Here is a 13,187-nt window from a genome sequence, read left to right as displayed (position 1 = left end):
ATATTAAACAGATATTTTATAAAATAATTGGCAGTACAATTATTTTAACGCCACTCAAAAGCATGTCTGATATTCTTGTAGTCTTTAATTTCCATGCTTGCACTACCAATGGCAAACTCAATTTCTATTCTGATAGGCACATGGTTTTTATCATCCGACACCCAGATTCTTATTCCTTCTTCTCCTTTAAACATATCATTTTTGGGTAAAACAGGATTCAGCTTAATAGCTTCAATCTTCCCGAATCTTGTTTTCACAACGCCCCTACCGGTATATTTAACCTTCATTTTGTAAATTTCGTCATCAAAAAACATTGGCGCTTCCACCACATCGCCCACCTTCATTTTTGAGAAATCAAGTGTACGCAGAAAATAATATCCCGACACCACATCCTGAATATTATTGGGCAGGTTAAAAGATTTTTTATCGTTGTTCTGCTCGCGAAGAGCCGAGTTGCCGGAATGATCAAATAAAATTACCTGGTCTTTTTTATAACTGTTTTCCTGCAAGCTCATCAGAAATTTCTGAGGAAGCATTGCCGCTGTATCCAAATAACTTCTGTACGTGTTTCTTACATGAAAAATATCAGTAATGCCGGTTGTGCGCCCAAAAACATTAACCCTGTAGCAGGCACGGCTATTCACTGAGTATATCTGGGGGCTTACTTCAACAGTTGCTTCGCCAACCGGCAGAATGCCGAATTTTACTTTATACTCAAAGTACTCACCGGCTTTAAAGCTTGAGTTCGGCACAAACCGGTAGGAGTCACCCACAATGAAAGATGACCCTAACACCACAAAACCGGCAGTTAATATTTTAAAAAGGTTTTTCATCATAATTCTTTAAGGAAAAAAATCGTGCCTGCTTTTAAAACACCAGGCTTCCGGAATATTTCTCTTTCAGATATTTCAGATACAATTTAAAGTTTTTGCTGTACTTGACTCTGAACTCTTCTTCAAACTGGTTCTGTTTACTCTGGTAAGTCATAAAACCCACAAAATAGGCATTATTTATTTGGGCATTGGGTTTAGGTTTTCTTCTTAATGGTTTCAATGTGCCGTGCATTAAGGTATCGGCAGACGATATTATTTTTTGTATTAAACCCGACTTAAGACTTGTTTTTTGTTCTTTAGATAGCTTTTTACTAAAACCGTTATACAAACTGTCTAATTTTTTTGCGCCATTAAGCAGGTGCCTGCTGTAGGCATCATTATATTTCTTTGAAAACTCATAATCCTTTAACTGCTGAGCGTCTTTACCATACTTGTATGTTAAAAACCGTATTGCGCCGTAATCACCTATAAAATCGGCCAGGTTTTCGTTAAACTCCAGATTATCCTTAACAAAAAGTGTTCCATGCGTCAGCTCATGAATAATCAAAGCCGCAAGCCGGCCATCAGAATAATAAAGCATTGAACTCAATATGGGGTCTTTCAGATACCCGAGTGTGCTCCATGCCGATACCTCATTCAATTGCGTATCAAAACCTTCTTTTTTTAGTTCAGTAATCTCGGTATCAGCCAGCTGTTTTTCAAAATATCCTTTATAACTAAATGTGCCTACAATCGGGAAATGCCATTTTTTTGCTTTCAGTGCAAAAGGTTCACTGGCTGTTATTACCCATAAAATAGGTTTACCATGCTGGTTATAAAAAGTGGTATAATTCTTAGACTGATTTAAGCCCAAAGAGTCAATTGCAAATTGCTTAATTTCCTGAATTAATTCGATTCGTTTTTTGAGTGAATCAGGAAAACTTCTGTCAGCCATTACTTCAGCAACAGGCCTGGTATTGAAAATAACTTTCATCTGACCTTTGGCCTGCCTGAAACCATACAAAGCTGCATCAAAGTTAAGCATAATGAATGCTGCAACCAGAACGACAACTATAAGAAAAAAGTATTTTAACAACCTTTTGATTTTCAACCACATATAATTAGTTCTGTTCAGCAAAACTCGCTCAAAATATTACCTTTTATTTGTTTTGTAACAAAAATAAAAGCCACTCTGTTCAGAATGGCTTTATCATTAACAATTATTAAATATTATCTGCTTAGATACAGGTTTCTTTCTGCATAAACTTTCAGGAAGAAATCATCTGTTAAATCCTTAATGAAGTAAATCCCTTCTCCGGTTGATTTCATTTCAGGTCCAAGCTCTTTGTTCACATTCGGGAATTTATTGAACGAGAACACAGGTATCTTGATTGCGTACCCTTTCTTGTAAGGCTTAAATTTAAAGTCTTTCACTTTCTTGGCACCCAACATTACCTTGGTGGCATAGTTTACGTAAGGTTCACGGTATGCCTTGCAGATGAATGGCACCGTACGGCTGGCACGCGGATTAGCCTCTATTACGTACACCTTCTCATCTTTAATAGCAAACTGAATATTAATTAAACCTACTGTATTGAGCCCTACTGCAATTTTCTTGGTGTATTCTTCAATTTGTGCAATTACGCATTCACTTAGGTCGAAAGGTGGTAATAAAGCGTAAGAATCGCCTGAGTGTATACCCGCAGGCTCTATGTGCTCCATAATACCAATAATGTACACATCTTTACCATCGCAAATGGCGTCAGCTTCTGCTTCTATGGCATTTTCAAGAAAATGGTCAATCAGAATATTATTATCCGGAATATCGTTCAGGATTTTCACCACGTGTTGTTCCAGTTCCTGCTCGTTAATTACAATTTTCATGCTTTGCCCACCCAATACATAACTCGGACGAACCAGCAACGGAAAGCCTAACTCACGCGAAACTTCAACTGCTCTGTCGGCAGACCGTACGGTATCAAACAACGGATATGGAACGTTCAATTCTCTCAAACGCTCAGAGAATCTTCCTCTGTCTTCAGCCAGGTCAAGGGCATCATAAGAGGTACCAATTATTTTAATGCCGTATTTGGTTAGTTTCTCGGCCATTTTAAGGGCTGTTTGGCCACCCAGCTGTACAATTACTCCTTCCGGTTTTTCATGCAGAATCAGGTCATATACGTGTTCCCAGAAAACAGGCTCAAAATATAGCTTATCCGATATATCAGGGTCAGTAGAAACCGTTTCAGGATTACAGTTAAGCATAATGGTTTCATAACCGCATTCTTTGGCCGCCAATACACCATGCACACAAGAGTAGTCAAACTCTATACCCTGACCTATGCGGTTTGGCCCTGAGCCCAAAACAAGAATTTTCTTTCTGTCTGAACTAACAGACTCATTTTCAGGATTATCCTGATTGGCATTGAATGTTGAGTAATAGTATGGTGTTTTGGCTTCAAATTCAGCCGAACAGGTGTCAACGCATTTATAAACACGCTTGATACCCATTTCATTTCTCTTATTGAAAACCTGACTTTCTTTGCAATTCAAAAGGTGAGCAATCTGGCGGTCAACATAACCTTTTTGCTTAGCTGTCAGTAATAATTCTCTTGGTATCTCGTCAACTGTAAATTTCTCAATTTCTTTTTCAAGAAGAATTAATTCTTCAATCTGACGTAAAAACCACTTATCAATTTTGGTAAGATTCTGAATGGTTTTGAACGAAAGACCCGCCTTAAAAGCATCATAAATATGGAAAAGACGGTTCCATGATGGATTGGCCAGCGATTTTTTCAACGCTTCCTGATCTCTTAACTCTTTACCGTCAGCGCCCAGACCATTTCTGCGGATTTCAAGCGACTGGCAGGCCTTCTGAAGCGCTTCCTGAAAGTTGCGCCCTATACCCATGGTTTCGCCAACCGATTTCATCTGCAAGCCCAACGAACGGTCTGAACCCGGGAATTTATCAAAATTCCATCTTGGCACTTTTACAATTACGTAGTCAATGGCCGGCTCAAAGAAAGCAGAGGTACTGCCTGTTATTGGGTTAATCAGTTCGTCCAGATTGTACCCGATAGCCATTTTGGCTGCAATTTTTGCAATCGGGTAGCCCGTTGCTTTAGAAGCAAGTGCAGATGAACGGCTTACGCGAGGGTTTATTTCTATGGCGATGATTTCGTCGGTATCAGGATTAAGCGAGAACTGCACATTACAGCCCCCTGCAAACTGACCAATACCGTTCATCATCTTGATGGCCATGTCACGCATACGCTGATATATCGTATCTGGGAGTGTCATGGCAGGCGCCACAGTGATGGAGTCACCGGTATGAATACCCATCGGATCAAAGTTCTCGATGGTACAAATAATTACAATATTGCCTTTGTTGTCTCTCAAAAGCTCCAACTCGTATTCTTTCCAGCCAAGAATTGATTGTTCAACCAATACCTCATGCACCGGCGAGGCGTGTAGCCCGTGGTTAAGCGCCTTGTCGAAATCTTCAGGATTATGTACAAACCCGCCACCTGTACCACCAAGCGTAAATGAAGGGCGTATAACCAGCGGAAAACCAATTTCCTGTGCAATTTCTTTTCCTTCCAGAAAAGAACGTGCTGTGCGGCCCTTACAAACACCTACGCCTAATTCCAACATTTTCAGGCGGAACTTCTCACGGTCTTCGGTAGTTTCAATGGCTTTGATATCTACACCAATTATCTGCACATTGTATTTTTTCCAGACACCGCCTTTGTCGCAATCAATAGCCAGGTTAAGGGCTGTCTGACCACCCATTGTTGGTAGAACCGCGTCAATGGGCTTACCCATTGCCTTGTGTTTTTCCAGAATTTCAATAATTGATTTTTTCTCGAGTGGTTTTAGGTAAACATAGTCGGCGTTAATGGGGTCGGTCATGATGGTGGCCGGGTTTGAATTTATCAAACTTACCTCAATACCTTCTTCCTTTAATGACCTTGCTGCTTGTGAACCTGAGTAATCGAATTCGCACGCCTGACCTATGATAATTGGCCCAGAGCCTATGATAAGAACTGACTTAAGATTGGGATTTTTTGGCATTTTTTTTCGTGAAGGGGTTTCGATTCGTTAATCGAAGAACAAAGGTAGTACAGAAATTTTATTCTAACGACGAATTAACTAAAATAACTTAAAAAAGTACAACTGAAAAGCGAAATTATCTTATTAAATCTATTTTAATCCTGGTTTCTGAAAAACAGTAATTACAGTGAACCCTACCATTGTGCGGCGGTGTCATTGAAGATATTCAGTACCAGCTGGTCAAGTATTTTTGGCACCAAAGCCGACTCTACCTGGGTGAGGGTTTGCTCTTGCGAGAAGTCCTGATAGAAAGAAAATTCCTTTTCAAAACTTTCATCTTCATTTTTGGTATTGACAAACCTAACCTCTACCCTTATCGTCAGGCGGTTCTGGGCTGCCTTGTCGCTGGCGGTTGCACCTACCGGCGTTAATTCATAACCTACAATAGAGCCTTCCAGGTAAAGATCGCCGTCAACCGGCTTCAGTTTCAGATTAGAGTTACGCTGGTAGTATTCCTTTAGCTTTTCAGTAAAGGTAAGCGTAAGGTTAGCAGGGCCACCTGCGGTATTCATAACAAAATTCTGAATGGTAATGGTTTTCAGGTCTTCAGACAGTTTGGCACTGCTGAACGAATAAATTTTGCAAGAGCCTGCCAGCAAAGCAAGGCCCACCATACAAAGCATCATAATCAGCTTTCTAAAAACCGTAATCTTCCTGTTTTTTATCTCAAAAGGCCTATTCATCTTCAATATCATATTGCTTTATTTTCCGGTAAAGTGTTCGTTCAGAAATACCAAGGTCTGAAGCGGCATATTTGCGTTTAAAGCCGTTTTTCTTCAAAGCCTTAATAATCATTTCTTTTTCTTGTTTTTCTAAAGAGAACGAATCTTCCTGGGTTTCGTGAGATATGTCTTCTATATTATTTCTGTCGTCCTGTATTTCATCAATTTTGATAAACCCGTCTTTATCAACCGGCTGATATGGCTGATACGGAGCAGCAGGCATGGGGCTGTATAATGTCTGCGGCACCAGCGATACGTTTTCGTCTGAATGTATACCATTAAACAGTTCGCTGTGCTGCTTCATCATTTCAGGGTTAACCTGCCCGCCCTGCATTAACGACAAAACCAGTTTCTTGAGGTCGGTCATGTCTTTCCGCATATCAAAAAGAACTTTATAAAGCAGGTCTCTTTCAGAAATACCAGAATCGTTGCCGCCATTCATGCCTCGCAGAAGCGCAGGTAAACCACTCGCCTGTTCGCGCGGAAGATATTTGGCCAGAATCTCAGCCGATACCAGTCTTTCTGTTTCAAGAATGGTAATCTGTTCGGCGATGTTTTTAAGCTGACGTATATTACCGGGAAAACGAAAATTCATGAGTAACTGCGTGGCACTTTCGGTGAGCTCAATGGGCTGGATATGGTTTTTATCTGCAAAATCGGCAGAGAATTTCCTGAAAAGCAAGTCTATGTCGTAGCCTCGTTCTCTCAGCGGCGGCACATAAATGGGTACCGTATTTAAACGGTAATACAAATCTTCTCTGAACTTGCCTCTCTCTACCGCATCAATCAGATTAACATTGGTGGCAGCCACTACGCGCACATCTGTTTTCTTGACTTTAGACGACCCCACCGGTATAAACTCGCCGTTCTCCAATACACGAAGCAGGCGCGCCTGCGTGCCAATTGGCAGCTCGGCAATTTCATCCAGAAATATAGTACCCGAATTGGTGGTTTCAAAATAACCTTTGCGGTCGTCAATAGCGCCTGTAAATGAACCCTTGACATGTCCGAACAATTCAGAGTCTATTGTTCCTTCAGGAATAGCGCCGCAGTTTATGGCAATGAATGGCCCGTGTTTACGGGTACTGAGCGCATGAATAATTTTAGAGAAAGATTCTTTCCCGCTTCCGCTCTCTCCGGTTATTAGTACAGTCAAATCAGTAGGAGCTACCTGTATAGCTATGCTCAGGGCATAGTTCAAGGCAGGGGCATTGCCAATAATACCAAACCGATTTTTAACTGATTGTATTTCTGAGTTGTTGGTCATTTGTAATTCTAAGCTAAAACTTCTTCCACTGCCTTTCCTATCAAGGTAGCTGCGGTGCATTCAGTTACCAGCACATTTACGTAGTCACCTTTTTTAAAGTTTTCTTTCGGGAAAACAATCATCTTGTTCTGGTCATTTCTACCGCATAAATGCTCAGCCGAACGTTTCGAGAAGCCTTCTACCAACACGCGGTGCACTTTACCGATGGCCATCTGGTTACGTTCAAGCGAATGTTGCTGCTGTTTGTTTATCACTTCTGTCAGACGACGGTTCTTAACCTCGGCCGGGATATCGTCAACCAGTTTTTTGGCCGCTGGTGTGTTGGGTCTTTCAGAGTAGGCAAACATATAGCCGTAGTCATATTTCACGTAGTCCATCAAAGAGAGTGTTTCCTGATGGTCTTCTTCGGTTTCAGTGCAAAAACCGGTTATCATATCCTGAGAGATACCACACTCAACACCCAGTATTTCACGAATTCTGTCAATTTTGCCCATGTACCACTCACGGTCGTAAGTACGGTTCATCAGCTCAAGAATCCGGCTGCTACCGCTTTGTGCAGGCAGGTGAATGTACTTACAGATGTTGCCATAGTTTTTCATGGTGTATAGTACCTCATCTGTGATGTCTTTAGGGTGCGATGTTGAGAAACGCACGCGCAAATCAGGATGTATCAGCGCTACCATTTCCAACAGGTTAGCAAAGGTGGTAGTGTTTTCAGTCTGATTTTCGTCTGTTCCTTTCCATTTGTAAGAGTCAACATTCTGGCCCAGTAGCGTTACTTCCCTGTAACCCTGTTCAAACAATTCTCTGGCTTCTTTCACAATAGAGAACGGGTCACGGCTGCGCTCACGGCCACGGGTAAATGGCACTACACAAAAGCTACACATGTTGTCGCAGCCACGCATAATGCTGATAAAGGCAGTAACGCCATTTGAATCAAGCCTGATAGGGGTAATATCAGCATAGGTTTCTTCTCTTGAAAGAAACACATTAACAGCCTTGTGGCCGTCTTCAACTTCATTTATCAGATTCGGCAGATCCCGGTAGGCATCAGGGCCTACCACCATATCCACAATTTTTTCTTCTTCCAGAAACTTGGTTTTCAATCGTTCAGCCATACAACCCAGCACACCAATTTTTACATTGCTCTGCTTTTTTTTCATAGGCACCAGGTGCTGCAAACGATTACGCACCTTTTGTTCGGCGTTTTCTCTGATAGCGCAGGTGTTCAGCAGAATCAGTTCTGCCTCTTCAATTTTAGAAGTAGTGGCAAATCCGTTTTCTCTTAAGATAGACGCCACAATTTCGCTGTCTGCAAAATTCATCTGGCATCCGTAGCTTTCTATATACAGCTTGCGCTTGTTTTCGCCATTTTCATCTACGCTGATGCGGGCTATATCCAAATCTTTCTTATCTTCTTCTTTCAGAATCTCTAATCTGCCTGTTACTAATTCCATGATTGCTACCTTGATTTATAAAAAACAACCCTGCTGATAAAAATAAAGTTCTACTGCATATCAGCAATGCCGCTCAATTCAGACACAAAATTAAGATAATACTGACAGATTGTCAGCAATAAAAGAAATAATTTATGTTAAAAGGCCTGATACAGGTTTAAACCCTATCAATTTTAAATAATCCTTTGTATTTTGCTTCACTTTCAACCTTAAAACTATTGTTTTATGCCGTTGCTCATTACCGTTATTGGGCTTGTGGTGCTTATTCTGCTCATATCCTACTTTAAACTGCATACTTTTCTTTCTTTTCTGGTTGTTTCGTTAGGCGTAGGCCTGGCCCTGCAAATGGCACCTTCGCAAATTTTACAGGCAATACAACATGGCATGGGCAGCACCTTGGGCTCAATCGTATCTATTATTGCACTAGGTGCTATGCTGGGCAAGCTGGTAGCACAAAGCGGCGCAGCCCAAAGAATATCAGTAAAAATGATGAACATCATCGGTACAGGATATGTACGCTGGGCGTTTATGATAACAGGCTTTATAGTAGGCCTGCCGCTTTTTTATTCGGTAGGCTTCATGTTGCTGGCGCCGCTGGTTATTACGGTGTCATATCGTTACAAGCTACCTGCGGTTTATATTGCTTTACCCATGCTTGCTTCGCTTTCTGTTACGCAGGGTTATCTGCCGCCCCACCCTGCCCCATTGGCTTTGGTAAAACAGTTTAATGTTGACATGGGCCTCACGCTTTTCTATGGTATTATTGTAGCCATACCTGCCATTCTGATTTCTGGAGCGCTATTTGGCGCAACAGTAAAAAAGTACATTACCCTGCCCAATAAAGCATTTATTGCCCCTGATCTGGATGAAAAAGTGATGCCATCCACCTTTATCAGTTTTGCTTCAGTTTTGTTACCAATATTGTTAATCGGTATTTCAACCCTGCTAATTCCTTATTTTCCGGAAAATTCTTTTAGCGCTCATGCCATCACATTTGTTGGCGACCCTATTGTAAGTATGTTTATTTCTGTTCTGTTTGCGGCATACTTTCTGGGCATAAAACAGCATAAGAAAATGGCAGAAGTAACGGTTCTGCTGGGTGATTCGGTAAAAGAAGTGGCCATGCTGTTTCTTATTTTTGGTGGGGCAGGTGCCCTAAAGCAGGTTTTGACAGAAGGCGGTGTCAGCCAGTCAATAGCCGGTATGATGCAGGCATCTTCAATGCACCCGCTGGTGCTTGCCTGGGGCATGGCGGCTATTATCAGGGTGGCCGTTGGTTCATCAACTGTTTCGGGCATCACTACTGCTGGCTTTGTGACGCCATTGCTTGCCGCCACCCACACTGAACCCCATTTAATGGTGTTAAGTATTGGCGCAGGTAGTATGATGTTCTCGCATGTGAATGATGCCGGATTCTGGCTTTTCAGAGAGTATTTTCAACTGTCAATGGCAGATACCCTTAAAACATGGTCGGTTATGGAAACATTGGTTTCGGTATCAGGGCTGGCCGGTGTAATGGCTTTAAATGCTTTTATTGGCTGATTAAAACGGATAACCAATAGCAAAGTGAAATACCGGATAATACTCATTGCTACGGCCCAGGCGTGTTTTGTCGAGTACAAACCTGTCGCCTTCTTTTCTTGACGGGTCAATTACTTTTACACCCCAGTCAAATCTTGCAATGAAATAGTCAAGGTCCAGTCGGATACCCGCACCGGTGCCAACAGCGAATTCTTTATAGAAACGCCCCCAGTTAAAATTAGCTTCATTGAATTTAGAGTTAATCTGGTACCACTTCCAGACGTTTCCGGCATCAATAAAGAAACCGGCGTTCCAGTTGCCAATAAACCTGAACATAAATTTACGGTACTCTAAACTGCCTTCCATCAGAATATCACCCGGCTGCTGAAAGAAACGGTTACCCACAGTTACACCCTGTGCCGACCCCGGCCCTAAAGCTCTGGGTCGCCAGGCTCTGATACTGTTGGGACCACCGATAAAGAAGTTCTTTTCGAAAGGCAAAGCCTGATTATCGCCATACGGATGGGCTACTCCTACATTAAACCGGTAAGCCCATGAATCACGGGAGTTAATGGGGATATACCGTCTGAAATCTATGTTAATTTTCACAAATCTGAAATATGCCCGCTGGTTGGTATCAATAGGAAACAACCGGTCTATGAATCTGATTTTATTTTTATCCGGGAAAAAGTTGATGGCCGTACCACCGGATTCAACAAAAATTCTCAGAAATTTAGCTCTGATATTTTTGCCTTGTACCTGATTGTTGTAGATATAACTACCGCTGATGCTGGACACAAACTGGGGGTCAAACAATACTTTCAGGTTGTTGCCCCGCAAGGCCTCTGAGGTAAGGATAGAGTCAAATGCTCTGCTTTTATAGGGCGTGTTGATAAGGTTGATATCAAATGGAGATATCTGAATGGTTTCATATTTTGATTTCAGCCATGAGTAGTTACCTGTTAACCTGAATACCTGCCGACGATATAACTGCTGCGAAGAGTTATTATAGCTCAATGCCACCTGCGTGCGTGGGCTTTTAAGGCTTAGTAAATTGGCAACTTTGTTCAGAAAAATAATTTTCGGGAAATTAAATGCAAGGTTGGCGCCTAGCTCACGGCTGCGCTGCACGGTGGTATCAAGCCCCGGCTGGCCTTCAAGGTTAGCACGCAGGCCCAGCTCTGTGGTTTCAAGCGCACTTAGTAAATTTCTGGCTCTTAAAGACACATTGGCCCCGCCACCTAAAATTCCGTTTATATTGTTTACATCAAAATTATAGGATGCCGTGTACTTTGGGTTAGTTGGCGCAATTATTTCTGTTCTTAGCTTGTTATCGGGCAATTGAGTAAACCTGATATTGGCAAAAGCAAACTGGTCAAGCCCATATAATTGCCTGTTTGTTTCGTTTACCTTTGAAATCCTGAAAAGCTGGCCCTGCCGTATCAGAATCTTTTTATCGAGCAGCCTGGACGGAAAGCGCTTCCCTATAAATGAATAATCAATGTTGTTGTAGCTTACGCGGGTGGTATCGCCTTTGCTGATGGCTTCGCCCGACGGGTCTGCTGAAACAAAATAAACTGATTCAATTCTGAACTGCTCATGCCGGCTTCTGAAAGGCGGGTTACTAACCAGCATTTTAACATTAACCCTGTAATTACGTTTGATGTAGTCTGTGGTGTCAATTTCGGCAGCAATTGAGTTTTTGGCTACAAAGTTGTAATAACCTTCGTCTTTCAGAGTCAGCTCTATTCTGGCTTTTTCAAGGGTTATGTTGTTCATATCTAACCTTTGGCCACTTTTTATTAATCTGGCGTTCGTATTAAGGCGCAGAATACTATCAATACGTGGGTCTTCAATGGCATAATTAACGGTGTCAATGTAGTAGGCATTCTTTTCCTCTACGTGGTAGGTTAGTTTTATACCCCTTTTGCTGGCAGCCGAGTCAATGTCATATACAACGGTGTTGTCAAAAAAACCTTTGTTATAAATATATTTCTGTATGTTATCTGAGGTATGTTTAATAGCCGCCTCGGTAATTTTTGCCGGGGGTTCGCCGACGTTTTTCATCCACCAGTTTTCACCGGTATCCAGCCTGTCCTGATAAACCGCTACTTTTTTTTGGTATCGCTTTCTTTTTTTCTCAATCTCAGCATCAAAATTAACCGGGCTTGGCAAAGCTTTCAGTTTGCTGTCCCAGCGGTCGCGTCGTGCCTTGATTTTCTGTTGGCTATAAAAATTTTTACCAAAGTTATACAGGCCCACATAAGGAGTAACCGGTAAATTGAATGGGCGTCGGTTCGGCTTTTGTGCCGGAGGAATGAGATACTCTAATTCCTCAGTTGGAATTTGTTTATTACCTTTGATGGTCAGACTATGCAAACGGTATTCGTCTGGCGCTAACTGAACCTTTCTTGAACAAGCAGTAAAAATCAGAAAAAGTAAAGGCAGAAATTTTATTTTATCAGACAAGACAATCCCTGGCTTTTTTTTATCTGGTGTATGTCCTGACGAAAAATAATTAAAACGCATAAATATTAAGGGTATGTTTTCAAAGCAGCAACAAAAATACGTTCAATCCTTACAAATCAAAAAATATCGGCAAGAACACCAGTCTTTTTTAGTAGAAGGCGCTAAAAGTGTTTTAGAGTTGGTAAACTCTGATTTTGAAATTGAGTTGCTGCTATGCACAACTAAGTTTTTTGATGAAAACGAAAAAAAACTAAAAAAAATATCGGTTGAGCAAATTTCACAGACCGAACTGGAGAAAATAAGTACCCTGCAAAGTAATGATGCCGCCGTTGCAGTGGCACAAATGAAACCCAATGAATCATTACGTGCTGCTGAGAATGAATTTGTTCTGGTTCTGGATGATATCCGTGACCCCGGTAATCTGGGTACCATTATCCGCATTGCCGACTGGTATGGTATAAAAAAATTGATATGCTCTGAAACCACCGTTGATTTGTACAACCCAAAAGTAATTGCCGCTTCAATGGGTTCTTTTACCCGTATTAAAGCCTTTTATACAAACCTAACAGAATATTTTAAAGAAAACCAGCATAATAATAAAGCTGCCGTTATCGGCACTTTTCTGAACAGTGCTAACCTGCATCAATTTGCATTTCCTGCGTCAGGCTATATTGTTTTGGGTAACGAATCAAACGGTATTGGCGCGGGTGTTGAGCAATTTGTAACTAACAAGGTTACTATACCGCGGTTTGGCCATGCGGAGTCTTTAAATGTAGGCATTGCCACCGCCATTGTTTTAGATAATTTAATGCGAACCCAATAACTG

Annotated in this window: 9 protein-coding genes; 2 read left to right on the top strand and 7 right to left on the bottom strand. The window is 41.6% G+C overall.

The annotated features are described in order from the left end of the window. Positions 1–44: 44 nt before the first annotated feature. The 6 genes from MB380_RS08130 to miaB all read right to left on the bottom strand — a co-directional run bounded on the left by MB380_RS08130 (position 45) and on the right by miaB (position 8,371). Entirely contained in the window at positions 45–836 is a 792-nt protein-coding gene (locus MB380_RS08130; RefSeq protein WP_253534427.1) for a DUF3108 domain-containing protein, read from the bottom strand. A 31-nt stretch (positions 837–867) separates the two neighbouring features. Next, entirely contained in the window at positions 868–1,857 is a 990-nt protein-coding gene (locus tag MB380_RS08125; protein WP_253534426.1) for an aminopeptidase, read from the bottom strand. A 185-nt stretch (positions 1,858–2,042) separates the two neighbouring features. Continuing rightward, a complete protein-coding gene (gene carB / locus MB380_RS08120) occupies positions 2,043–4,886 on the bottom strand; it encodes a carbamoyl-phosphate synthase large subunit (RefSeq protein ID WP_253534425.1) in 2,844 nt (947 codons plus the stop codon). A gap of 173 nt (positions 4,887–5,059) precedes the next feature. After that, positions 5,060–5,608: an LptE family protein gene (locus MB380_RS08115; RefSeq protein WP_253534423.1), complete on the bottom strand. Its 549-nt coding sequence runs from the start codon at positions 5,606–5,608 to the stop codon at positions 5,060–5,062. After that, complete coding sequence (locus MB380_RS08110; protein ID WP_101728462.1) at positions 5,601–6,914, bottom strand: sigma-54-dependent Fis family transcriptional regulator; 1,314 nt, start codon at positions 6,912–6,914, stop codon at positions 5,601–5,603. The genes MB380_RS08115 and MB380_RS08110 overlap by 8 nt, the downstream gene beginning before the upstream one ends. Positions 6,915–6,922: 8 nt before the next feature. Next, positions 6,923–8,371 carry a tRNA (N6-isopentenyl adenosine(37)-C2)-methylthiotransferase MiaB gene (gene miaB / locus MB380_RS08105; RefSeq protein ID WP_253534421.1) on the bottom strand — a complete coding sequence of 483 codons (1,449 nt, stop codon included), beginning with the start codon at positions 8,369–8,371 and terminating at the stop codon, positions 6,923–6,925. Between the two features lie 225 nt (positions 8,372–8,596). Here miaB and MB380_RS08100 point away from each other — a divergent pair, with 225 nt between their 5' ends. Then, positions 8,597–9,913 carry a gluconate:H+ symporter gene (locus MB380_RS08100; protein WP_253534419.1) on the top strand — a complete coding sequence of 439 codons (1,317 nt, stop codon included), beginning with the start codon at positions 8,597–8,599 and terminating at the stop codon, positions 9,911–9,913. Here the strand turns inward: MB380_RS08100 and MB380_RS08095 are convergent, their stop codons facing one another. Further along, positions 9,914–12,421: a BamA/TamA family outer membrane protein gene (locus MB380_RS08095; protein WP_253534417.1), complete on the bottom strand. Its 2,508-nt coding sequence runs from the start codon at positions 12,419–12,421 to the stop codon at positions 9,914–9,916. It abuts the gene before it with no gap. Positions 12,422–12,434: 13 nt separating this feature from the next. Between MB380_RS08095 and MB380_RS08090 the strand changes: the two genes are divergently transcribed. Further along, entirely contained in the window at positions 12,435–13,184 is a 750-nt protein-coding gene (locus tag MB380_RS08090) for an RNA methyltransferase (RefSeq protein ID WP_253534415.1), read from the top strand. Positions 13,185–13,187: the final 3 nt, after the last annotated feature.

The sequence above is a fragment of the Emticicia sp. 21SJ11W-3 genome (assembly GCF_024138715.1).
GTDB lineage: Bacteria > Bacteroidota > Bacteroidia > Cytophagales > Spirosomataceae > Emticicia > Emticicia fluvialis.
The sequence above is the reverse complement of the archived record's forward strand: the minus strand, read 5'-3'. Positions and strand labels throughout refer to the sequence as shown.

Coding starts and splice junctions, on each gene's coding strand:
- MB380_RS08130 (WP_253534427.1), bottom strand. CDS start 836: ATGATGAAAAACCTTTTTAAAATATTAACTGCCGGTTTTGTGGTGTTA.
- MB380_RS08125 (WP_253534426.1), bottom strand. CDS start 1,857: ATGCTTAACTTTGATGCAGCTTTGTATGGTTTCAGGCAGGCCAAAGGT.
- carB (WP_253534425.1), bottom strand. CDS start 4,886: ATGCCAAAAAATCCCAATCTTAAGTCAGTTCTTATCATAGGCTCTGGG.
- MB380_RS08115 (WP_253534423.1), bottom strand. CDS start 5,608: ATGAATAGGCCTTTTGAGATAAAAAACAGGAAGATTACGGTTTTTAGA.
- MB380_RS08110 (WP_101728462.1), bottom strand. CDS start 6,914: ATGACCAACAACTCAGAAATACAATCAGTTAAAAATCGGTTTGGTATT.
- miaB (WP_253534421.1), bottom strand. CDS start 8,371: ATGGAATTAGTAACAGGCAGATTAGAGATTCTGAAAGAAGAAGATAAG.
- MB380_RS08100 (WP_253534419.1), top strand. CDS start 8,597: ATGCCGTTGCTCATTACCGTTATTGGGCTTGTGGTGCTTATTCTGCTC.
- MB380_RS08095 (WP_253534417.1), bottom strand. CDS start 12,421: ATGCGTTTTAATTATTTTTCGTCAGGACATACACCAGATAAAAAAAAG.
- MB380_RS08090 (WP_253534415.1), top strand. CDS start 12,435: ATGTTTTCAAAGCAGCAACAAAAATACGTTCAATCCTTACAAATCAAA.